The organism is Phyllobacterium sp. SB3 (assembly GCF_040009165.1).
Taxonomy (GTDB): Bacteria; Pseudomonadota; Alphaproteobacteria; order Rhizobiales; family Rhizobiaceae; genus Phyllobacterium.
In genome coordinates this window covers 171,754-193,620 of record NZ_JBDYKI010000006.1, presented here as the reverse complement: position 1 = coordinate 193,620, position 21,867 = coordinate 171,754, and the positions used below count along the sequence as shown (strand labels likewise).

Here is a 21,867-nt window from a genome sequence, read left to right as displayed (position 1 = left end):
CTATCGCTTTCTGACCGTCCAAGCTGCTTTCCTCTGTGGCCTTGCCGTCGAGAAAGGAAAACGAGCACCGGCAAGCCATAGCCCTAGCCAAAGCTACGCTCTTGCCGCCGTTTGTATCCGTCACTCCCCGAATATGCATGTGATCAGTCGAGATCGAAGGCAGCGCCGATCAAGGTCTTGGTATATTCGTGATGCGGATTATCGAAGATATCGTCGGTTTGACCCTCTTCGACAATCTTGCCGTTCTTCATCACGACCACATAATCCGACATGGCTTTGATGACCGCCAGATCGTGACTGATAAAAATATAGGACAGACCATGCCTGGCTTGCAGATCACGCAACAGTTCGATCACCTGTCCCTGCACCGAGCGGTCCAATGCGGAGGTCGGCTCGTCGAGAATGACGACCTTAGGCTTCAAAATGACAGCGCGGGCAATCGCGATACGTTGCCGTTGCCCGCCGGAAAACTCGTGCGGATAACGGTTGCGGGAAGCGGGGTCGAGGTTCACCTCTTTCAAGGCGGCAACCGCCCGTTTGTCACGATCTGCACGGCTTAGCTGCGGTTCATGGATAAGCAAGCCCTCGGTGATGATTTCGCCGACAGTCTGCCGGGGTGAAAGCGAGCCGTAAGGATCCTGGAACACAAGCTGCAACTGTTTGCGTAATGGCCGCATTGCAGAACGGCCAAAACCCGAAATGTTCTTGTCGGCGAAATGGTAATGTCCGCTACTCGGCAACAGGCGCAAAAGCGCCCTTCCCAAGGTCGATTTTCCTGAGCCGGATTCACCCACGATGCCGATTGTCTGTCCCTCCTGCAAACGGATATTAACGCCGTCGACAGCACGGAAAAGGGTGTGGGCACTGGACAAGAACCCGCCCCCTATTGCAAAATCGACCGAGACATTGCGCCCTTCCAGAACGACCGGCGCAGTATCGGCCAGGGCTTCCTTGCTGCCGCTCGGAACAGCGGCCAGAAGCATTTTGGTATAGTCCTCCTGCGGTCGTTCAAAGATGTCCTCGACAGTACCTTTTTCAACGACCTCGCCGCGACGCATCACGACCACACGCTCGGCAAAATGCTTCACAATGCCCAGGTCGTGGGTGATGAGAACAATCGCCATGCCGAACCGCTTTTGCAGATCGCGCAGCAGATCCAGTATCTGCGCCTGAATGGTAACATCCAGCGCAGTGGTCGGTTCGTCGGCGATCAAAAGGTCGGGTTCGTTTGCAAGCGCCATGGCAATCATCACGCGCTGACGCTGGCCACCCGACATCTCGTGCGGATAGCTGTTCATGCGGCGTTCCGGTTCAGGAATGCCGACGAGCCTGAGCAATTCAAGCACCCGAACTTTGGCCTGTTTAAAGCTGACGCCTTTATGATGCACGATAGGTTCAGCAATCTGGCGGCCAATCGTATAAAGCGGATCAAGTGAAGTCATAGGCTCCTGGAAGATCATCGTGATCTTTGAGCCGCGAACAGTATTGAGTTCCTTGAGCGGAAGCCCGATCAATTGCTTGCCGCGATACTCTGCCGATCCGGACACTTTGCCGTTGGATGCAAGCAGTCCCATAATGCCCATCATGGTCTGGCTTTTGCCGGACCCGGATTCCCCAACGACAGCCAATGTCTCGCCGGGCTTCACATCAAGATCAATTCCCCTGACTGCATTTACATCGCCGTCCGGGGTTGTGAAGTCTACTTCAAGTCCGCGTACGGACAGTACAGTTTCGATTTTGTCCGTCATCTCAGCGGTCCTTTGGATCGAGTGCATCGCGCAGTCCATCACCAATGAAGTTCAGCGAGAACAGTGTGATGACAAAGAAGATGGCGGGGAAAATCAGCAGCCAGGGTGCAGATTGCATCTTGTTTGCTCCTTCTGAAATCAGTGCTCCCCAGCTTGTCAACGGCGCCTGGACGCCAAGCCCGAGGAACGACAGGAAGCTTTCCAAAAGGATTACCTTCGGCACCACCACGGTCACGAAGACGATGACGGGGCCGATCGTATTTGGAATGATGTGGCGGCGGATAATCTGCCAGTCAGTCAGGCCCAATGCCTGAGCTGCGCCAATAAACTCCCGTCGTTTCAAAGCCAGCGTTTGACCGCGTACAATACGGGCCATGTCCAGCCATTCCACCGCGCCGATGACAAGAAAGATCAGTATGAAACTTCGCCCGAAGAACACGACGAGCACAACGACGAGGAAGACGAATGGCAGTGAATAGAGGATTTCGATGAGACGCATCATGACATTGTCGACGCGTCCGCCAAGATAGCCGGATATGGCGCCGTAGGTCACACCGACAGCCAGTGAAACGAGACTGGCGAGAAAACCGACTGCCAGCGAAATCTGACCGCCGAGCATGACACGCGCCAGCATGTCACGGCCATTTGTGTCAGTTCCGAACGGGAAGTATTCTCGATTGACGGTGCCGGCAAGCTTCAACGTGGCGCCGTCGTCTTCAGTGGCTGTAACCTGCGTATCGTCAAACTCATTGGCGCGATCAAAATAGCGGGTGGAACGCGGGTCAATCGGTTTGTCGGAGTGGATTGTTGCAGTGAATGTATTGCCGTCGACGGCAAACTCGCGCAACTCAACTCTCGCCCGGTCAGCAACCCCTTTCATGACATCGCCAAGGCTGTCGGCCTTGGGGAGCGGTTCAATGCTTGGCGGTATGGCAACATAGGACGAGAACACCTGATCATAGGTGTGACTGATGACATAGGGGCCGAAGAACGAGAAAACAGTGATGAGAAAGAGCAGCACACTGCCCGTCATCGCGGCGCGATTGCGACGGAAACGGATGACGGCAAGCTGAAACAGACTGCGCCCTTTGGATTCTTCCGGTGGAATGATTGTTGCAGGAATATCAGTCATGACGAACCCTCGGATCGAGAAGGCCGTAGAGAATATCGACCACCAGGTTGAAGACGATGACGAAAATGGCGACGAGAACGACAGTTCCCATGACCAGTGTATAGTCACGATTAATGGCGCCGAGGACGAAATAACGTCCGACGCCGGGAATGGTGAAGATGCTTTCAACGACGGCAGAGCCGGTCAGAAGTGCCGCTGCGCATGGTGCAAGATATGAAACAACCGGCAGAAGAGCGCCGCGCATGGCATGCGTGATCACGACCGTTCGTGAGGGCAGTCCATAAGCCTTGGCCGTTCGGATATGGTCGGCGTGCAGGGCTTCGATCATCGAGCCACGCGTCAGTCTGGCAAACACCGCCAATTGGGGAAGGCCGAGCGTTATAACGGGCAGGATGAGAAACGGCCATGAACCGTCACCCCAGCCACCTCCGGGCAGGAGAGAAAATGTCAGTGAAAAAATCAGAAGGAGAACCGGACCGACTACGAAATTGGGAACGGTGACGCCGGTTGTCGCGACAGACATGGTGAGAAAGTCAAAGAACGAGTTCTGTCGCAATGCTGCAAGTGTTCCGACCAGAACGCCGCCGACGAGTGCGAACAGAAGGGCGAAACTTCCCAGCTTTACCGAGTAAGGCAAGCCCTTGCCGATCAGTTCGGCGATGGTGTTGTCCTTATAGATGTAGCTCGGCCCGAAGTCACCGGTAACTGCATTCTTCAGGTAATTAAGATACTGGTTCCATAAAGGCTGATCCAGATGATAGGCCTTCATGAGGTTTTCCATCGTTGCCGGTGGCAATGGCCGCTCAAGATTGAAGGGCCCCCCGGGCGCAAAGCGCATCAGGAAAAATGAAATCGTGACGACAATGAATAATGTCGGCACGGCACTCGCCAATCGGCGAAGGACGAAGTGGAACATGTGGCTGGTCTCCAAATCATGCGCGCAGTCCGATATCCGGACCGCGCGTCAAGCTCTTATTGCGCGATGCTGAAATACTTGCTGAGGTGATCGTTCGATCCGTTGTCCACCCAACCCCTGACCTTGTCCGAAACAAGCCAAAGCTGTCCAAAGTTCATCATGGGCGCAATCGGCTGATCCCGCAGCACCATTGCTTCCGCTTCATGCAGGAGCTTTGAACGAGCTGCCGGATCTTTCTCGGTGTAGGATTTCTCGACAAGCGCATCATATTCCGGGTTGTCGTAGCGTCCGTAATTGAAGGTCGGATTCTTCTTCATGTTGATTGTCATGAAGTTTTCGGCATCCGCATAATCCGCAGTCCAACCGGCACGCGCCACGTTGAATTTTCCGCCTTCCTTGAGATAGGCGTAATGGGCGCTGATATCGAGTTGCAGCAGCGTTACCTTGGCACCGAAGACAGTCTTCCACATATCAGCGACTGCCGTTGCAACAGCTTCGTGATTGGGATGGGTGCTATAGCGGATCTCAATATCAAGTGGTTTGGCATCCTTGCCGTAACCGGCTTCTTTCATCAGCTCGATGGCTTTGTCTTCACGCTCCAGCTGGCTCCACCGGGCAAAATCCGGCTCTTCCGGTTTGCCGTAATTGGTTATGCCGAGAGGCACCAACGAGTAGGCCGGCAACTGCGCGCCTTTATAGATTTTCTCGGAAAGAAAATCGCGATCAATCGCCATGGATAAAGCGCGCCGCACACGGACATCGCTGAATGGCTCGAGCCGTGTGTCAAACGAATAGAAATATGTGGAGAGCGCAGGATTTATGTGGACCTGATCGCCATGCGATGCGCGCAGGCGTTCGATCTGGTCAGCAGAGAAATTATAGACGAGATGGATTTCACCGGCTTCAAAGCGGCGAACAGCGGCGGCCTGATCTTCTGTTGGATAGAAAATTACCTTGTCGAGTTTTACATTGGCCGCGTCCCAATAATTCGGGTTCTTTACTGCCGTAAGATGATCATTCTGTACGTGTTCGACCAGTTTGAAAGCACCGTTCGAAACCAGTTGGCCTGGCTTGATGAACTCAGCGCCGTTTTTCTCAAGGCTGGCCCTGTTTACCGGCAATGCGGTCTGATGCCCCAGGAGTTCAAGGAAGAATGGTGTCGGGCGCTCAAGCGTAATTTCGAGAGTCTTTGCATCAATGGCCTTCAGGCCAAGCTCTTCGACTTTTGCTTCGCCCTTATTGACCTTTTCCGCATTTTTGATCGGGTAAAGGATGTTGGCATAACCCGCAGCAGTCCCGGGGTCTTCAACCCGGCTCAGCGAGAAAACAAAATCATCGGCAGTGACGGGCGATCCGTCCGACCGGTTGGCACTCTCGTTGATCTTGAATGTGTAGACAATGCCATCATCAGACAGGCTCCAGCTTTCCGCGGCGCCAGGCACGATTCTTCCTGCGGCATCATAGGTTGTCAGCCCTTCATACAAGTCTTTGAGAATGAAGGCCTCGATTTCCAGAGAGGTCTGGGAAGGGTCAAGGGTTTGCGGTTCACCGCTGTTGCCGCTATGCAGGACTGCCTCGGCCAATGCCGGCGCAGCGCCCAGCAACAGCGATCCAGCCACTGCCATTGCTATAGTGATCTTCGAAAAGAACATTTGAAACATCTCCTATTCAGATCGCATTCGACTACAGTCTCCAAATGGATAAACAATATCCCCCGATCACTGCCTCACGAATGAGGCTGTGTTCAAGGGCATGCTGGCCATAAATTTGCAAATGACGACTGGGGCACGGGATATCGGCAAGCGGAATGCGGGCGATCGCGAGGGACCACCCGCATTCAGGCTTTTCTTATTCTGCGATGCTCAGATATTTGCTCAGATGTTCGTTGTTAGGGTTGTCGCCCCAGCCCTTGACCTTGTCGGATACGAGCCAGAGATTGGCATCGTTCATCAAGGGAGCAATCGGTTGATCACGCATGATCAACGCTTCAGCTTCATGCAGGATTTTGGAACGTGCTGCTGGATCACGCTCTGCATAGGACTTCTTCATAAGCGCATCAAATTCCGGATTTTCGTAATGTCCGTAGTTGAAGGTCTTGTTGGTGCTGACGTTGAGATTGAGGAAGTTTTCTGCATCGGCATAGTCGGCAACCCAGCCGGCGCGGGCAACGTTGAACTTGCCGCCTTCCTGCAGGTATGCATAGTGCGATGAGATATCGAGATTCATCAGCGTCACATTGGCGCCGAAAGTCTTCTTCCACATATCCGCAACGGCAGTAGCAACACGCTCATGGTTCGGATTGGTGTTGTAGCGGATTTCGATATCGAGCTTCTTGCCGCCTTCACCATAGCCGGCTTCCTTCATCAACTCGATTGCCTTGTCTTCGCGGTCCAGCTGCGAGAGCTCAGCAAAATCAGCCTTGGCAGGCTCTCCATAGGACTCAAGGCCCGGAGGAACAAGCGAATAGACCGGCAGTTTCGTGCCATCATAAATGTCGTTGGCGAGGAAGTCACGATCCACGGACATCGAGAGCGCGCGGCGAACGCGCACGTCATTGAATGGCTCTGTGCGGGTATCGAACGGGTAGTAATAGGTGGCAGCCGCTGGGGTAACATGCACCTGCTTTGGATTTGCTGCGCGCAGGCGATTGATCTGGTCGGATGAGAAGTTATAGACGAGATCCAGTTCGCCAGCTTCGTAACGTCGGACGTTCGCGGCCTGATCGTCGATCGGGTAGAAGATCACCTTGTCGAGCTTGACGTTGGCTGCATCCCAGTAGTTTTCATTCTTCACAACAGTCAGATGATCGTTCGGCACATGCTCGGCTAGCTTGAAGGCACCATTGCCGACCAGTTTGCCTGGCTTGACGAACTCAGCACCGTTCTTCTCGAAGCTTGCCTTGTTGATTGGCAGGGCTGTCTGGTGCGACAGCAATTCGATGAAGAACGGGGTCGGCTGCTCAAGGGTAATTTCAAGGGTCTTGTCGTCAACAGACTTTACGCCAAGCTCTTCAAGTTTGGCTTCGCCCTTGTTGACCTTTTCTGCATTCTTGATCGGGTAAAGGATATTGGCATAGCCAGCTGCAGTCTTGGGGTCTTCGACACGTTGCATCGAGAATACGAAGTCTTCAGCCGTTACCGGCGAGCCATCGGACCATTTTGCATCTGCACGAATCTTGAATGTGTATACGAGACCATCGTCGGAAACGGTCCAGCTTTCTGCTGCACCAGGAACAATCTTGCCGTCCGCATCATAGATGGTGAGGCCTTCGTAAAGGTCCTTGACGATGAATGCTTCGATATCAATGGAAGTCTGGGACTGATCGAGTGTCTGTGGTTCACCACTGTTGCCGCGATGGAGCACTGCCTCGGCCAAAGCCGGGCTTGCTCCGAGCATAAGTGATCCGAGCAACAGTGCGGTGCGGAAATTAAACTTCATCAGGGTCATTTTTCTGTTCCTTCCCCTCTAAGAGAATTGCGAAGGGTTGAACAAATGCCAAAATTTGGCCAAACGCAAGGACGCCCTAGCACTTTCGATGTAATATTTTGGTGGAATATGAGTGACGGCCACGTCAAAGAATAGTGCACTATATGGACCTTTTGGCCTGTTTTCGCCATTTTCTGGCTTGCGAGCGGCTGCATGGGTCCCTGCAGGACATTTGATCGTTTGTGTGGAAAACCGTGTCAGCGGGTCCTGGAGTAAGCATCCAGTGCACGCGTTCGCGCATATCCATGCTCGATAACAGGACTTGGATAGTTTTCATCCAGCTTTATATCGGCCGCATCCAGGACGGCGTGCGGGGCGGTCCATGGTTTATGCAGATATTTGTCGGGCAGGTCTTTGAGAACCGGAACAAACTGCCGGACATAGGCCCCGTCAGGATCGAATTTCTCGCCTTGAAGGATGGGGTTGAATATCCGGAAATAGGGTGATGCATCGGCCCCTGACCCCGCCACCCACTGCCAGCTTGCTGCATTGCTGGCCGGATCGGCATCGACGAGCGTATCCCAGAACCATTTTTCACCCTCCCGCCAATCAATGAGCAGGTGCTTGATCAGGAACGAAGCTACGATCATCCGGACCCGGTTATGCATCCAGCCGGTCTGCCAGAGCTGGCGCATCCCGGCGTCGACAATGGGATAGCCGGTATTGCCGCTCTTCCATGCGTTGAAGTGCTTCCGGTTTTTGTCCCACTCAAAGGCGTCGAAGGTCTTGTTGAAATTATCCTGATCCAGCTTCGGATTGTTGAAGAGCAGGTGATAGGAAAACTCCCGCCAGCCAACCTCTTTACGGAATGTATCCACACCGCTGTTCTTATCGTTCACGGCCGATGGTCTGGATGCGTGCCAGATCTGGAAAGGCGTAATCTCGCCGTGGGCAAGATGCGGCGACAACCGTGAAGTTCCTTCAATGCCGGGCAGATCGCGGTCGTTCTGATAGGAGGGCACCGTCTCATCGAGAAAGTCAGCCAACTTTTCTTTTGCGCCTTCTTCGCCCGGTGTCCAGTCTTCGTGAAACGCTTTTGCCCAATCCGGCTTTGCCGGAAGCAACGCCCAGTCTTTCAGATTGTCAGAGGAAAGACTGCCGGTCCATTGCTGGAGTATCTTCGGCGCGGGAACTGGATCGCGAGGTTCAGGGCCGTTCAGGAAAGCGCGCCAGAACGGCGTATAAACGCGGTAATATCCCCCTGCCCCGGTCTTGAGTTGCCAAGGTTCGTGCAAAAGATGACCGTCGAAACTCTCGGCGCCAATGCCCTGTTCCTGCAGCCTGGCTTTAAGAAGGGTATCGGTTTCGATGCCGGCCGGGTCATATCTGCGGTTCCATAGAACAGTGTCCGCTCCGGTATCCTTTATCAGCCTCTCGACAATGGCCTGGGTCCGCCCTTTTTGCAGGATCAGCTTCTGCCCCATTGCGTCCAGTGATCTGGATAGCGCAGCGAGCGAATGATGCAGCCACCAACGCCGTGCACCTCCGGGAGGGCGCACAGACTTGCTCGTTACTTCGTCCCGGACAAAGACCGTTACAACAGGCTTGCCGCTCTGCGATGCAGCATAAAGCGCACGATTGTCAGCCAGCCGCAAATCATGGCGGAACAGCACGATGACTGGGTTCTTTTTGGCAGTGTCATTCATCGGATGCTTTCAGCGTGTCGCGCAGCAAGGCTTCGAGGGTTTCGAGCCGGTCGGCTTCTATGGGGGGCTTGTCCCAGCGCAGACGCGAAATGCGGGGAAACCGCATCGCTACGCCGGACTTGTGCCGCCTGGAGCGGTTGAGCCCTTCAAAGGCAACTTCAAGCACAAGCCCGTGTTCGGGTTCGGCCCGTACAGAGCGAACAGGGCCAAAACGTTCAGTGGTGTTGTTTCGCACGAAGGCGTCGAGTTGTTTCAGTTCCTCATCGGTGAAGCCGAAATACGCTTTGCCCACGGGTACGAGATGGGGGTCGGTTTCGGGTCCGGTCCAGACCGCAAATGTATAATCGGAATAATAACTGGAACGCTTGCCATGGCCGCGCTGTGCATAGACGAGCACAGCATCGATGATGAAGGGGTCACGTTTCCATTTGAACCATGGCCCCTTTGGCCGTCCGGGCACATATGCGGAAGAATACTGCTTCAACATAAGCCCTTCGATGATCGGATGCGGCGGGTTTTTTCGTAGTAAGGTGAGATCGTCAAAAGCTTCGTAGGCTACGAGGGGCGAAAGATCGAAACGTGTTGGTTCCAATTGTTTTACAAATGCTTCAAGCCGCGTCCGGCGTTCGCCAAAGGGCAATACTCGAATGTCATCCTTGCCATCGAAAAGCAAATCATAGAGCCGGACAAAGGCCGGATGGCTTTCAAGTTGCCTGGCTGAGACAGTCTTGCGATTGAGCCGCTGCTGGAGATCCCCGAATGCACCGATTTCCATCTCGTCATCATTGCTTCGGGCAACCAGCAACTCGCCGTCCAATGTACCCTCGAATGTCATATAATCGGCAATGTCAGGAAAGGCGTGGGAGATATCGTCGCCGGTGCGGGAGTAAATACGGCGCTGGCCATTTTCGGACGTCAGCTGGACGCGAATGCCATCCCATTTCCATTCGGCAGCATATTCTTCCGCATTGATACGGGCGTAGTCCGGCTCTTCCAGCGGCGTTGACAGCATGACCGGCCGGAACGGCGCAGCGGCAAGGCTTTCCGGCTTCTCCGCTGTTTTTTCCAGCCACGCAAAAAGCGGTTGATAGGGCGGTGTCAGACCATGCCATAGCTCTTCAATTTCCGTAACATCGACCTCGCCGAACTGAGCCAATGCCTGTTTTGCCAGTCGAGCAGATACACCAATGCGTAAGCCCCCGGTCACAAGTTTCAGAAGAGCGTAGCGCGCCGATGCATCAAGCTGATCGAGCCATTTTTCAACCATCCTGACCGCATCGCTGCGGGAGGCTCGCTCAAGCGATGTAACCACATCGCCAAGTGTCGGCACGCTATTACTGCGGACCGGTTCATCCGTAGACCAGACGAGAGAAATGGTTTCGGCAAGATCGCCGACATAATCATAGGAATAGACGAAGAGTTGCCCATCCATGCGTTCCGCAATGAGGGCGCGCAGCATTGCGGGTTTGACATTGGCGATGTTCAGATCGCCAGTGATGGCAGCCAGTGCCAAACCGCGATCAGGATCCGGCGTATCGCGGAAATAATCAGCCAGCAGTTTCAGCTTTCCATTACGCGCGGGCGTTAAGACGAGGCGATCAAGAAGTGCAGCGAACTCTTCCATCAGTCGCCCTCGTCTTCATAGCCGACAAGATGCAAGGGCCGGGCCGCATATCCATTGAGATCACACCAGCGGACGAGAGCTTCCTCACGCCCATGCGTGACCCAGACCTGTTTCGGATCAATCTCGGTGATGGTGTCTGTCAATTCATCCCAGTCGCAATGATCGGAAAGTATGATCGGAAGTTCCACACCGCCTTGGCGCGCGCGTTGGCGAATACGCATCCAGCCGGAAGCAAAACATGAGACAGGATCAGGGAAACGCCGGGCCCATCTGTCGAGAAAGGCGGATGGAGGCCCGACCACAATGGAACCGGTGAAGTCACTTGCGCTGCCTTTTTCCATTGTTGCGGGGGCAAGGGGCCCGAGTTTTATGCCTTGCGTTTCGTAATAGTCACAAAGCTTGGCCAATGCGCCGTGAATGTAAATCGTGCGGTCATATCCGGCATCGCGCAGCAGGCGTATGACGCGTTGCGCCTTGCCCAGCGCATAGGCGCCGACGAGATGCGAGCGTTCGGGAAATTGCTCCACTGATTTGAGCAGCTTGGCGATTTCATCGCGGCTGTCGGGATGGCGAAACACCGGTAACGCGAATGTCGCCTCGGTGATGAAGACATCGCAGGTAACAGGTTCAAAGCCAATGCATGTCGGGTCAGCGCGGCGCTTGTAATCGCCTGATGCAACGATCCGCATTCCCTCTTTCTCTACGGCGATTTGAGCCGAGCCCAGTACATGTCCGGCGGGATGAAAACTGACTGTCACACCGTTGAGTTCAGTGGATTTGCCCAGCTCCGCGGCCTGGGTTTCCCCGGCGAAATTTTCACCATACCGCAACGCCATGATGTCCAGCGTTTGCTGTGTTGCCATGACCCTGCCATGGCCGGAACGCGCATGATCGGAGTGGCCGTGGGTGACAAGTGCGCGGTCGACAGGGCGAACGGGATCAATATAAAAATCGCCGGCTGGCGAATAGAGACCGGCAGGCGTGGATCGCAAAAGCTCCTCAGGGCGTTTCAACAAACTGCTCTCTCCATTCACACTCATAACGAAGATAGGCCGCATTTGGCTCCAGGCAATCCTTGTAAATGTTTCCCCGGATTTATGCTGTGAATGCCAAAGAAACCTTGGCGCATTGCCGCCGGATCATTACATTTGCAGCAGTGAGCACCAGCAACGCACCCATCGCCGATTCCGGCACAACTCTTTTACCGCCGCTTTTTCTGAGCTGGTTTCAGACCAAGGGCTGGTTGCCCCGTGAGCATCAGCTTGAGTTGCTGGAGCAATCGCAGGCCGGGCATTCGACCTTGCTGATTGCACCAACCGGAGCGGGCAAGACGCTGGCGGGTTTTCTTCCAGCTCTGGTGGACCTTGCCCAGCGCGGCAAAGGCAATGTGACAAGCCGGGGCATTCACACGCTTTACATTTCACCGCTGAAGGCACTGGCAGTCGATATTCAGCGCAATCTGGCCAGGCCGATTGACGAAATAGGCCTGAATGTAACCCTTGAGACGCGCACTGGTGACACACCCGCCCACAAGCGGCAGCGGCAAAAACTGGCGCCGCCGGATATATTGCTGACGACGCCGGAACAACTGGCGCTGCTGATTGCCGGTAAGGATGCGGGGCGTTTTTTTGAAGATTTGCGCTACGTCATTTTCGATGAGCTGCATTCCCTGGTAACCTCGAAACGCGGGCATCTCTTATCTCTCGGACTTGCACGACTGCGAAGACTGCAACCGGGGCTGCAAACGATTGGCCTCTCGGCAACGGTTGCTGATCCGGATGAACTGCGCGGCTGGCTTGTCCCGCAAACAGGTGGAGCGTCTTTAGCCAGTCTCGTGACCGTCGAAGGCGGGGCGAAGCCACATATCACCATTCTGGAAACGGAAGATCGTGTTCCCTGGGCGGGACATTCCGCAGTCTATGCCTTGCCGGGTATTTACGAAGCAATCAAGCAGCACGCCACGACGCTGATCTTCGTCAATACACGCAGTCAGGCAGAGCGCCTGTTTCACGATCTGTGGATGGCGAATGACGACAATTTGGCGATTGCGCTGCATCACGGCTCGCTTGATGTCAGCAAGCGGCGTAAGGTTGAGCAGGCTATGGCCGCAAATGCGCTGCGGGCAGTTGTCGCCACATCGACACTCGATCTTGGTATAGACTGGGGCGACGTCGATCTTGTCATTCACGTGGGCGCGCCCAAGGGTGCGAGCCGTCTTGCGCAACGTATCGGCCGTTCCAACCATCGCATGGATGAGCCATCACGCGCGATCCTTGTCCCGGCCAATCGCTTTGAGGTCATGGAATGTCAGGCCGCGCTCGATGCAAACTATATCGGCGCACAGGATACCCCAGCTTTGGGCGAAGGTTCACTGGATGTGCTGGCGCAGCATGTGCTCGGCATGGCTTGCGCTGAACCGTTCCGCGCAGACGAACTCTACGAGGAAATAACCACAGCCCTGCCCTATGCCGCTTTGCCACGCGACACGTTTGATCGCATTATCGAGTTTGTGGCGACAGGTGGATATGCCCTGAAAAGCTATGAGCGGTTTGCGAAAATCCGCCAGACGACTGATGGCACATGGCGCGTTACCCATCCGCGCATTGCGCAGCAGTACCGACTGAATGTCGGCACGATCATTGAGGCGCCTTCACTCAATGTGCGTCTGACACGGCAGCGGGGAAAAGGTGCAAATGCGCGGGGCGGCCCTGTTCTGGGCAAGGTAGAAGAGCATTTTCTGGAAGCATTGACGCCCGGCGATACGTTTTTCTTTTCAGGGCGCGTGCTGCGCTTCGAAGGTATCCGCGAGAACGAATGTATCGTTTCCAATGCGGAAGGTTTTGACGCCAAGATACCTTCCTATGCTGGCGGCAAGTTCCCGCTGACCACCTATCTGGCCGATCAGGTGCGCAACATTCTGGCCGATCGGGGTCGTTGGGGGGCCCTGCCTGATCAGGTAAGCGATTGGCTGCGCATTCAGAAGGAAAAGTCCGTCCTGCCGCAACCGGGCAGTCTTCTGGTGGAAACCTTTCCGCGCGGCGAACGCTCCTACATGGTGATCTATCCGTTTGAAGGCAGGCTGGCACACCAGACGCTGGGCATGCTGCTCACCCGCCGTCTGGAGCGGGCAAAGGCGCGGCCGCTAGGCTTTATCGCCACGGATTACGCGCTGTCGATCTGGGGCCTTCGCGATATGGGCCGCATGTTCAAAAAGGGCGAACTGCCGCTTTCGGAACTATTCGATGAGGATATGCTTGGCGACGATCTGGAAGCATGGCTTTCGGAAAGTTTCATGCTGAAGCGCACTTTCCGCAACTGCGCGCTGATTTCCGGGCTCGTCGAAAAGCGCCATCCCGGACAGGAAAAAACGGGACGGCAGGTGACGGTTTCGACCGATCTGATCTATGATGTGCTGCGCGAGCACGAGCCGGACCATATTCTCATTCAGGCAACGCGCGCCGATGCGGCGACCGGACTTCTGGACATTCGGCGTCTCAGCGATATGCTAAGCCGAATCAAAGGTCATATCATTCACAAGGATCTCGACCAGATTTCGCCGCTTGCCGTTCCGGTGATGATGGAAATTGGCAAGGAACGTGTTCCCGGCGAAGCGCATGAGACCTTGCTTGAAGAGATCGCCGACGAATTGACAAGAGAAATGTCAGACCATTCATGAATCTGGTAGCGCAAATAACCAAAACCATGTTGCACGGTGCCGCCGAAATGGCCGTCGCCGGGCATAGATGCATTTGCGATCCGTCCGGTGCAATGTATCTGGAAGACGACCGGATTCTCGTCGTATCGGATCTGCATTTCGAAAAAGGCTCCTCCTTCGCGCGGCGCGGCATGATGCTGCCGCCCTATGACACGGCAAATACCCTTGCCGCATTGAGCAGGGTGATCGGGCGCTACAATCCGGCCAGCGTCATCAGCCTTGGTGACAGTTTCCACGACGGTCAGGCGGCTGCGCGGCTGCCGCAACAATATGCAACGGAACTTGGCTTGCTGATGGCCGGGCGCGAGTGGATATGGATCACGGGCAACCACGATCCGGAGCATCCCGCAGATTTACCCGGTGAGACTTTTACGGAACTGGCCTTAGGCAACCTCGTCTTCCGGCATGAGCCATCAAAGAAATCCTGCCCCGGAGAAATAGCTGGACATCTGCACCCGGCGGCAAAAGTGGTTCGCCGCGGTCAAGCGGTGCAACGCCGCTGTTTCGTCAGCGACCGGTCACGCATGATCATGCCAGCCTTTGGTGCTTATACCGGCGGCATGAATATACTCAGCCGTCCGTTTCATGGCCTCTTCGATGCCCAGGCAATCATGGCTTATATGCTTGGCAGCAAGCGGGTCTATCCGATGGCCGCCAAGGCTCTTTATGTTTGACAGGCAGCAATTTCTCATCGCGATTGAAAAAACTCATCATTGATATTATATATGATGCGAGATGATTGATGCGTGATGCAGGTGAGCGAGATGCGAACAACACTGGCTATAGATGATGATGTACTTGCTGCGGCGAAAGGGCTGGCTGCAAGGCAGCACAAGACTGTCGGAGAGGTGATTTCGACGCTCGCCCGTCAATCGCTTCAGGCTCCCGGCTCGGGAAAAGGCAAGCGAAATGGTGTGCCTTTACTGAGTGTAAAAGACCGGACACCAGTTACGATGGAACTCGTAAACCAGCTTCGCGATGAACTGTCCTGATGGCATTTCTACTCGACGTCAATGTGCTGATTGCTTTGTTTGATCCCGTGCACGTCCACCACGATGCTGCGCACGAGTGGTTTGACCGCGCAGGTAAGGCGTCTTGGGCAACGTGCCCGCTAACTGAAAATGGAGTGCTGAGGATTATAGGTAATCCACGCTATCCAAATTCCCCCGGCACCCCAGCGACAGTGATGACCTTGCTTTCAGGTCTGGTATCTTTGCCCGGGCACGTCTTTTGGCCAGACGATATCAGCCTTGTAGGTTCCAAGCTTATTGATCCCACTCGACTGTTAAGCTCGAACCAAGTGACAGATACCTACCTGCTTGCACTTGCCCGCACACATGGCGGGCAATTAGCAACATTTGATCGTCGTCTGGTTGCAGACGCCGTACAGGGAGGCAAAGGCAGCCTCCATTTTATCGATCTTTGATCAGCTTTTCAGACGATATCCTGTCTTGAATATCCAGCGCAGTGCCAGCATGCAGGCAACGAGGAACACGGCGGTCATCGCAAGGCTCGTGCCAATATGGACATCAGACACGCCATAGAAGCTCCAGCGGAACCCGCTGATGAGATAAACAACCGGATTGAAAAGCGTTACCGTTCGCCAGAATTCCGGCAGCATGTCGATTGAATAAAAACTGCCGCCAAGGAATGTCAGTGGCGTGACGATCATAAGCGGCACGAGTTGCAGCTTTTCAAAACCATCCGCCCAGATGCCGATGATAAAGCCGAACATGCTGAATGTAACCGCTGTCAGGACGAGGAACAGCAGCATGATGAACGGATGCTCGATACGAAGCGGGACGAACAGTGCAGCCGTGGCAAGTATTATCAGGCCGAGAATGATGGACTTCGTGGCTGCGGCCCCGACATAGGCGATGACGATCTCCACGTAGGAAACCGGAGCCGAAAGAAGCTCATAGATCGTGCCGACGAACTTCGGGAAATAGATACCGAAGGAGGCGTTCGATATGCTTTGCGTCAGCAGCGACAGCATGATCAGGCCGGGCACGATGAACGCGCCATAGCTGACGCCGTTGATTTCCGGAATGCGTCCGCCGATGGCAGAGCCAAACACGACGAAGTAGAGGCTGGTCGATATAACAGGCGAAATAACGCTCTGCATGATCGTGCGCCATGTACGGTGCATTTCGAAAAGGTATATTGCCTTGACCGCATAGAGGTTCATTTGCGTTCTCTCACTAGGCTCACGAAGATTTCTTCAAGCGAGCTTTCCTTGGTCTGAATATCGTTGAAGCGGACAGCGGCCTTGTCGAGATCCTTCAGCAAGGATGTTATCCCGGTCCGCTCCTTCTGGGTGTCATAGGTGTAGACCAACTCGCAGCCATCCTGTGACAATTCCAGTCCGTATTTTGCCAGTGTTTCCGGAATATCCTGGCGCTTTTCGGAAAGCTTGAGGCGCAGCTGCTTTTTGCCGAGCGAGCGCATCAACTCATCCTTCTCTTCAATCAGGATGATTTCACCATGGTTGATGACACCGATACGATCAGCCATCTGCTGGGCTTCTTCGATGTAATGCGTCGTCAGGATGATGGTGACACCGGATTCCCGCAATGCGCGGACGACGTTCCACATATCGCGCCGAAGCTCGACATCAACGCCAGCCGTCGGTTCGTCCAGAAACAGGATTTCCGGCTCGTGCGACAATGCCTTGGCGATCATGACACGGCGCTTCATGCCGCCGGAAAGGGTCATAATCTTCGAGTCTTTCTTTTCCCAAAGAGACAGTTCCTTGAGAATCTTTTCGATATGCGCTGGATTGGACGGCTTGCCGAAGAGGCCCCGGCTGAAGCTGACCGTAGCCCAGACTGTCTCGAAAGAGTCTGTGGTCAATTCCTGCGGAACAAGCCCGATCTTGGTGCGCGAAGCTCTGTATTCCTTGATGATGTCGTGACCATCAGCAAGAATGCTGCCGGAGGTCGGATTGACAATACCGCAGATGATACTGATCAGCGTCGTCTTGCCGGCGCCGTTCGGGCCGAGCAACGCAAATATTTCGCCATGCTTTATATCGAGGTTGATATTCTTCAGCGCCTCAAAACCGGATTCATAGGTTTTGTTAAGGCCAGAGACGGAAATTGCTAAGGACATGATGTGATCCGGAAGGAAGCTATGCACGATCTGATGTACCTATCAGCAAATCAGATCGCTCGATGCGGGGCATCTTGGGAACGATGTTCCTTATATGGTGATAAAACCGGAAATTCAAACCACCATCATGACAAATGGCGTCAGTAGCCGCCAACCCGTCGAAACATTGTGAAAGGAAGCCCGGATCGGGCTCCCTTTTCTACATTCAGGCTTTAGCAGTCTCGCCCCGCACTTCCCGCATGCTTGGCAGGAAGATTGTCAGCAACCCGAGGAACGGCAGGAAGGAACAGACCGCATAAACATAGTCGATGCCTTTCAGGTCGGCGACAAAACCGAGAACGGCCGCTGCGATACCGGCCATGCCGAAAGCAAAGCCGAAGAAGATACCGGCGATCATTCCCACACGGCCCGGGACCAATTCCTGTGCGAACACAACGATGGCCGGGAAGGCAGAGGAAAGAATGAATCCGATGATGACCGTCAGCACACCTGTCCAGAACAGACTGGCATAGGGCATCATCAGCGTAAATGGCAGCACACCGAGAATTGAGAACCAGATAACCGCCTTCGTGCCGATCTTGTCTCCAATGGGACCACCAAGGACCGTCCCGAGAGCGGCAGCCCCGAGGAACAGGAACAGCATCATTTGAGATTGCTGTACCGTGATCGCAAACTTATGGATGACATAGAACGTATAGTAGCTGGAGATGCTGGCCAGATAGATGTTTTTGGTGAAGACGAGCAAGGTCAAAATGATCAGTGATGTGATGACCTTGCCGCGTGGCAGCTTCAGCACCCGGCTTGCTGCAGGCTTGTTTGCATTGGCAATACGATAACGCTGATACCAGTTACCCACCTGATAAAGTATGATCATGCCGACAAGAGCCGCGGCCGAGAACCATGCAATGCTTTTCTGGCCCTGTGGCAGGACGATGAATGCAGCCAGCAATGGTCCGAGTGCAGTCCCGAAGTTGCCACCAACCTGAAAGAAAGACTGTGCCAGACCATGCCGCCCGCCCGATGCCAGACGGGCAACGCGCGAGGATTCCGGATGGAAAATCGATGAGCCGATACCAATGAATGCAGCTCCGGCGAGCAGCATGATATAATGCGTGGCCATCGAAAGGATGCCGAGACCGACCAGGGAAAACGCCATCCCGACCGGCAATGAATAGGGCATGGGATGTTTGTCGGTATATGTACCTACGATTGGCTGCAGCAGTGATGCCGTAACCTGAAAGGTCAGTGTCAGGAAACCGATCTGCTTGAAGTTGAGGCCATAGTTCTCTTTCAGCATCGGATAGATGGCCGCAAGAAGCGACTGCATCATATCATTGAGCAGATGACAAAAGCTGACTGCAAAAATAATCGCAAAGACAGTTGTTTCGGCAGACGAACGCTGCGCAGGCATGGCTGTGTCGGTCATTAAAATGGTCCATCGAGATTCAAGCAAAAAAGCGTCGTTCCGACGCTCAGCTCAACCTATTATAGAAGTTGTATGAAACCTGCTTTCGTGGTTTGGTCCATTTCTTTCTCAACTGGGCCAAATTCACCTTGACCCGTCAGTTTTGGCCAATGAAGGCCAGTCATTGAAATCGAAACGAATATGACGTTGAGTGGCAAAAGTTTATTGAGGGATGAGCGGGCGTTCCTGACACACATCAGGTGTGAAGGGAAAAACAGTTAAGGGGGGAACTATGGAAGACAGTCTGGCGCTGACAATATTCTTGCCTCTGGCGTTGGGTATTATCATGCTCGGCCTTGGGTTGGCTCTGACGTCGAAAGATTTTCATAATGTGCTGAAAGCGCCGAAAGCGGTTCTTGTCGCACTTTTTTGCCAGACGATCATTCTACCTCTTGCCTGTCTCGGCATTATTTACCTGTTCGACCTGGAGCCAGCGCTCGCTGTAGGAATGATGCTGCTTGCAGCCAGTCCGGGCGGCACATCGGCCAATCTCTACAGCCATCTCGCGGATGGTGACGTTGCGCTCAATATCTCTCTTACGGCGGTCAATTCGGCGCTTTCGATTATCACCCTGCCCCTTATCGTAAACTGGTCGCTGGCACATTTCTTTCCGGAAGGGCAGGCAATCCCGCTCCAGTTCTCGAAAGTGATGCAGGTGTTCATCATTGTGCTCGGACCGGTGATCATCGGCATGTGGATTCGCAACCGTTATCCGGCTTTTGCGGAAAGGATGGCGAGCCCGGTCAAGATATTATCTCTGATCTTCCTGCTGATGGTCGTTGTTGTGGCCCTTGTGCAGGAATGGGAAACGCTCCAGATTTGGGCACCGATAGTCGGGCTGGCCGCTCTTGCTTTCAATCTGGTCAGTCTCGCTGTGGGCTATTTCGTGCCAAGGGCGGTTGGGATCAATAATCGACAGGCAACTGCAATAGGTATGGAGATCGGTATTCACAACGGCACGCTCGCTATCGCCATAGCGCTAAGTCCGCTTCTCCTTAACAATCCAACCATGGCCGTACCTGCAGCAATTTACGGGCTGATCGCCTTCATTACAGCAGCGCTCTTCGGCTATTGGCTGAAGAAGAGGCACAAGGCACATAAGGCAATCTCAATAGGAAGTTGATCAGCGCCCGCTTTCGTGCTCTTGTGCGCTTCTTACGAGAGTGGGTCACAGCCATGCGCTACAAGACATTCAACAGTGCCAGCTCAATCGGGGTGGAACTGGAAGACCTTCATCAGCTGCGTCTGAACTGGCTGGATCAGGCCGAAGGTGATGTTCTGGCATTGGCAACCAACTATCCCGGCGGTCACCATATTGCCAATCACTACCACAGCCAGTCACAATTGCTGCACGCGGTAACAGGTGTTGCAATGGTAACAACCAAGTTTGGACGCTGGATGGTTCCGCCGCACCATGCATTATGGCTTCCGGCGGGTATTGAGCATGCGGTGGATATGCTTGGCGACGTAGCCATGCATTCCATCTATGTCCGGCCCGCCGCAGTGGAAGGGCTGAAAAGCCATTTGCATGTGGTGGGGCTGACGCCGCTCATGGATAATCTTATCCGTGAGGCGATTGGCGCGTCTACCGAAGTTGCTTCGAGCACACGGGCCGCCTTTGTCATGGGCCTGCTGCTGCATGAAATTCCAAATCTGCCGGAACGTCCGCTTGGACTGCCTTTTCCCGATGATCGCCGCCTTGCGGCGCTTTGCCGTGATTTCCTGAAAGCCCCTTCCCCGCACACGAATATAGATCATTGGGCCGATGAGCTTGGCATGAGCAGACGTACCTTCACCCGGTTGTTCCGGCGGGAAACGGGTGTGAGCCTTTCCACCTGGCGGCAGCAGGCATGTCTGCTTGCCGCGCTTCCCCGCCTGACCAAGGGTGAGCAGGTGACCAGCGTCGCCCTTGATCTCGGTTATAACAGTGTTCCGGCCTTCACGACCATGTTCAAGCGAATGCTGGGGACCCCGCCACGCGGTTACTTTGGCACCACTAATTGAAGCCGGAATCAGTCGAACTTGATGAGGGTTTTTCCCGCAGAGCGGCCCTTGCGACTTTCCTCAATGGCTTCGGGAACGTCATCAAGGGAGATGGTGCGATCAACAAGGATGGTTACATGGCCAGAAGCCACGTGACCTATCAGGCGGTCCAGAAGTTCATGATCGGCGGAAAGTTCAAAATTGCCGCCTTTGAGTGATAGCTCCTTCAACTGTACATCATCAGCCACGAATGCGGTGGTGAAGGCCGTTCCACCCTTCTTGACTTGTGATGCCAGAGCAGAGAATTCGGCATCCCCGCTCATCAGGTCGATCAAACCATCGATGCCCTCCGGATAGAGCTGGCGTATTTGTTCGGAGACCGGCGAAGCAGTGTGATCAATCGTGGCAACTGCCCCGAACTCGCTCATGCGTGCTGCCTTGCCGGCCCGCGCCGTCGCCACAACTTTCAAGCCCTTTGCAGCGCCCAACTGCACGGCAAAGGAACCCACTCCACCAGTTGCGCCGACAACGAGTATGGTTGCTCCTTCCGGCAGATCCAGATTTTCAACCATCTGAAGCGCTGTCATTCCGGCTGTGGGCAAAGCTGCGGCCTGAAAAATATCCAGCGCTTCAGGCAATTTCTTCAAAAGGTTCGATGCGGGAACGCGTGCATATTCCGCATAGGGACCTTCGCCGAGAGGCATATGCAGAAACTGGCCAAATATGGTGTCTCCGGCCGAAAATCCGGTGACGTCCTCGCCACAATATTCCACGACTCCGGCGGCGTCATTGCCTAGGACCAGAGGGAAGACATGCGGTGCCTTTCCCTTGAGAATTCCATCGGCCACTTTCCAGTCAAACGGATTGATTGCGGCTACCGATATCTTGACAAGTATCTGGTCGCTCCGGGCCTCTGGCTTGGGTAGCTCGATGAGTTCCACTTTCGCGCCAAATGCTTCAACTGCTGCCGCACGCATGACTATCTCCAGGTTGATGACCGCGCAATGAACCACTGTGCAGCAAAATAAGAAGACAAGACCC

At 54.4% G+C, this 21,867-nt stretch carries 18 protein-coding genes; 6 read left to right on the top strand and 12 right to left on the bottom strand.

Going from position 1 to position 21,867, the window contains the following annotated elements:
- Positions 1 to 143: 143 nt before the first annotated feature.
- The 8 genes from ABKW30_RS21680 to ABKW30_RS21645 all read right to left on the bottom strand — a co-directional run bounded on the left by ABKW30_RS21680 (position 144) and on the right by ABKW30_RS21645 (position 11,592).
- Complete coding sequence (locus tag ABKW30_RS21680) at positions 144 to 1,748, bottom strand: ABC transporter ATP-binding protein (RefSeq protein ID WP_348601000.1); 1,605 nt, start codon at positions 1,746 to 1,748, stop codon at positions 144 to 146.
- A gap of 1 nt (position 1,749) precedes the next feature.
- Positions 1,750 to 2,880, bottom strand: coding sequence for an ABC transporter permease subunit (locus ABKW30_RS21675; protein WP_348600999.1), 1,131 nt, complete (start codon positions 2,878 to 2,880; stop codon positions 1,750 to 1,752).
- Positions 2,873 to 3,796: an oligopeptide ABC transporter permease OppB gene (gene oppB, locus ABKW30_RS21670; RefSeq protein WP_348600998.1), complete on the bottom strand. Its 924-nt coding sequence runs from the start codon at positions 3,794 to 3,796 to the stop codon at positions 2,873 to 2,875. Before oppB ends, ABKW30_RS21675 begins: the two co-directional genes overlap by 8 nt.
- A 56-nt stretch (positions 3,797 to 3,852) precedes the next feature.
- Positions 3,853 to 5,448, bottom strand: a complete 1,596-nt coding sequence (locus ABKW30_RS21665) for a peptide ABC transporter substrate-binding protein (protein ID WP_348600997.1) — start codon at positions 5,446 to 5,448, stop codon at positions 3,853 to 3,855.
- Positions 5,449 to 5,644: 196 nt separating this feature from the next.
- Complete coding sequence (locus tag ABKW30_RS21660; protein WP_348600996.1) at positions 5,645 to 7,243, bottom strand: peptide ABC transporter substrate-binding protein; 1,599 nt, start codon at positions 7,241 to 7,243, stop codon at positions 5,645 to 5,647.
- 236 nt (positions 7,244 to 7,479) lie between these two features.
- A complete protein-coding gene (locus tag ABKW30_RS21655) occupies positions 7,480 to 8,928 on the bottom strand; it encodes a deoxyribodipyrimidine photo-lyase (RefSeq protein ID WP_348600995.1) in 1,449 nt (482 codons plus the stop codon).
- Positions 8,921 to 10,552 carry a cisplatin damage response ATP-dependent DNA ligase gene (locus ABKW30_RS21650; protein ID WP_348600994.1) on the bottom strand — a complete coding sequence of 544 codons (1,632 nt, stop codon included), beginning with the start codon at positions 10,550 to 10,552 and terminating at the stop codon, positions 8,921 to 8,923. Before ABKW30_RS21650 ends, ABKW30_RS21655 begins: the two co-directional genes overlap by 8 nt.
- Positions 10,552 to 11,592, bottom strand: a complete 1,041-nt coding sequence (locus ABKW30_RS21645) for a ligase-associated DNA damage response exonuclease (RefSeq protein WP_348601113.1) — start codon at positions 11,590 to 11,592, stop codon at positions 10,552 to 10,554. The genes ABKW30_RS21650 and ABKW30_RS21645 overlap by 1 nt, the downstream gene beginning before the upstream one ends.
- Positions 11,593 to 11,654: 62 nt before the next feature.
- On the opposite strand from ABKW30_RS21645, the gene ABKW30_RS21640 reads away from it, so the two are divergent.
- The 4 genes from ABKW30_RS21640 (at position 11,655) to ABKW30_RS21625 (ending at position 15,693) form a co-directional block, all read left to right on the top strand.
- Positions 11,655 to 14,228: a ligase-associated DNA damage response DEXH box helicase gene (locus ABKW30_RS21640; RefSeq protein WP_348600993.1), complete on the top strand. Its 2,574-nt coding sequence runs from the start codon at positions 11,655 to 11,657 to the stop codon at positions 14,226 to 14,228.
- A 26-nt stretch (positions 14,229 to 14,254) separates the two neighbouring features.
- Positions 14,255 to 14,941, top strand: a complete 687-nt coding sequence (gene pdeM / locus ABKW30_RS21635) for a ligase-associated DNA damage response endonuclease PdeM (protein WP_348601112.1) — start codon at positions 14,255 to 14,257, stop codon at positions 14,939 to 14,941.
- Between the two features lie 90 nt (positions 14,942 to 15,031).
- On the top strand, positions 15,032 to 15,259 hold the full coding sequence (locus ABKW30_RS21630) for a CopG family transcriptional regulator (protein WP_348600992.1): 228 nt from the start codon (positions 15,032 to 15,034) through the stop codon (positions 15,257 to 15,259).
- Complete coding sequence (locus ABKW30_RS21625) at positions 15,259 to 15,693, top strand: TA system VapC family ribonuclease toxin (RefSeq protein ID WP_348600991.1); 435 nt, start codon at positions 15,259 to 15,261, stop codon at positions 15,691 to 15,693. The genes ABKW30_RS21630 and ABKW30_RS21625 overlap by 1 nt, the downstream gene beginning before the upstream one ends.
- Here ABKW30_RS21625 and ABKW30_RS21620 read toward each other — a convergent pair whose 3' ends face one another.
- The 3 genes from ABKW30_RS21620 to ABKW30_RS21610 all read right to left on the bottom strand — a co-directional run bounded on the left by ABKW30_RS21620 (position 15,694) and on the right by ABKW30_RS21610 (position 18,804).
- A complete protein-coding gene (locus tag ABKW30_RS21620) occupies positions 15,694 to 16,455 on the bottom strand; it encodes an ABC transporter permease (protein ID WP_348600990.1) in 762 nt (253 codons plus the stop codon).
- Positions 16,452 to 17,378, bottom strand: a complete 927-nt coding sequence (locus ABKW30_RS21615; RefSeq protein ID WP_348600989.1) for an ABC transporter ATP-binding protein — start codon at positions 17,376 to 17,378, stop codon at positions 16,452 to 16,454. Before ABKW30_RS21615 ends, ABKW30_RS21620 begins: the two co-directional genes overlap by 4 nt.
- 205 nt (positions 17,379 to 17,583) lie before the next feature.
- A complete protein-coding gene (locus ABKW30_RS21610; protein ID WP_348600988.1) occupies positions 17,584 to 18,804 on the bottom strand; it encodes an MFS transporter in 1,221 nt (406 codons plus the stop codon).
- A gap of 271 nt (positions 18,805 to 19,075) precedes the next feature.
- On the opposite strand from ABKW30_RS21610, the gene ABKW30_RS21605 reads away from it, so the two are divergent.
- Together ABKW30_RS21605 and ABKW30_RS21600 are read left to right on the top strand one after the other, a co-directional pair.
- Positions 19,076 to 19,966, top strand: coding sequence for a bile acid:sodium symporter family protein (locus ABKW30_RS21605; protein WP_348600987.1), 891 nt, complete (start codon positions 19,076 to 19,078; stop codon positions 19,964 to 19,966).
- A gap of 53 nt (positions 19,967 to 20,019) precedes the next feature.
- The gene (locus tag ABKW30_RS21600; protein ID WP_348600986.1) at positions 20,020 to 20,847 is read left to right on the top strand and encodes a helix-turn-helix transcriptional regulator; all 828 of its coding nucleotides are present in this window, start codon (positions 20,020 to 20,022) and stop codon (positions 20,845 to 20,847) included.
- A gap of 8 nt (positions 20,848 to 20,855) precedes the next feature.
- Here the strand turns inward: ABKW30_RS21600 and ABKW30_RS21595 are convergent, their stop codons facing one another.
- Positions 20,856 to 21,803, bottom strand: coding sequence for an NADP-dependent oxidoreductase (locus tag ABKW30_RS21595; RefSeq protein WP_348600985.1), 948 nt, complete (start codon positions 21,801 to 21,803; stop codon positions 20,856 to 20,858).
- Positions 21,804 to 21,867 lie beyond the last annotated feature (64 nt).

What these genes read in the sequence shown, in the direction of transcription:
- ABKW30_RS21680 (WP_348601000.1), bottom strand. Translation starts at nt 1,748, where the DNA reads ATGACGGACAAAATCGAAACTGTACTGTCCGTACGCGGACTTGAAGTA.
- ABKW30_RS21675 (WP_348600999.1), bottom strand. Translation starts at nt 2,880, where the DNA reads ATGACTGATATTCCTGCAACAATCATTCCACCGGAAGAATCCAAAGGG.
- oppB (WP_348600998.1), bottom strand. Translation starts at nt 3,796, where the DNA reads ATGTTCCACTTCGTCCTTCGCCGATTGGCGAGTGCCGTGCCGACATTA.
- ABKW30_RS21665 (WP_348600997.1), bottom strand. Translation starts at nt 5,448, where the DNA reads ATGTTCTTTTCGAAGATCACTATAGCAATGGCAGTGGCTGGATCGCTG.
- ABKW30_RS21660 (WP_348600996.1), bottom strand. Translation starts at nt 7,243, where the DNA reads ATGACCCTGATGAAGTTTAATTTCCGCACCGCACTGTTGCTCGGATCA.
- ABKW30_RS21655 (WP_348600995.1), bottom strand. Translation starts at nt 8,928, where the DNA reads ATGAATGACACTGCCAAAAAGAACCCAGTCATCGTGCTGTTCCGCCAT.
- ABKW30_RS21650 (WP_348600994.1), bottom strand. Translation starts at nt 10,552, where the DNA reads ATGGAAGAGTTCGCTGCACTTCTTGATCGCCTCGTCTTAACGCCCGCG.
- ABKW30_RS21645 (WP_348601113.1), bottom strand. Translation starts at nt 11,592, where the DNA reads ATGAGTGTGAATGGAGAGAGCAGTTTGTTGAAACGCCCTGAGGAGCTT.
- pdeM (WP_348601112.1), top strand. Translation starts at nt 14,255, where the DNA reads ATGTTGCACGGTGCCGCCGAAATGGCCGTCGCCGGGCATAGATGCATT.
- ABKW30_RS21630 (WP_348600992.1), top strand. Translation starts at nt 15,032, where the DNA reads ATGCGAACAACACTGGCTATAGATGATGATGTACTTGCTGCGGCGAAA.
- ABKW30_RS21625 (WP_348600991.1), top strand. Translation starts at nt 15,259, where the DNA reads ATGGCATTTCTACTCGACGTCAATGTGCTGATTGCTTTGTTTGATCCC.
- ABKW30_RS21620 (WP_348600990.1), bottom strand. Translation starts at nt 16,455, where the DNA reads ATGAACCTCTATGCGGTCAAGGCAATATACCTTTTCGAAATGCACCGT.
- ABKW30_RS21615 (WP_348600989.1), bottom strand. Translation starts at nt 17,378, where the DNA reads ATGTCCTTAGCAATTTCCGTCTCTGGCCTTAACAAAACCTATGAATCC.
- ABKW30_RS21610 (WP_348600988.1), bottom strand. Translation starts at nt 18,804, where the DNA reads ATGACCGACACAGCCATGCCTGCGCAGCGTTCGTCTGCCGAAACAACT.
- ABKW30_RS21605 (WP_348600987.1), top strand. Translation starts at nt 19,076, where the DNA reads ATGGAAGACAGTCTGGCGCTGACAATATTCTTGCCTCTGGCGTTGGGT.
- ABKW30_RS21600 (WP_348600986.1), top strand. Translation starts at nt 20,020, where the DNA reads ATGCGCTACAAGACATTCAACAGTGCCAGCTCAATCGGGGTGGAACTG.
- ABKW30_RS21595 (WP_348600985.1), bottom strand. Translation starts at nt 21,803, where the DNA reads ATGCGTGCGGCAGCAGTTGAAGCATTTGGCGCGAAAGTGGAACTCATC.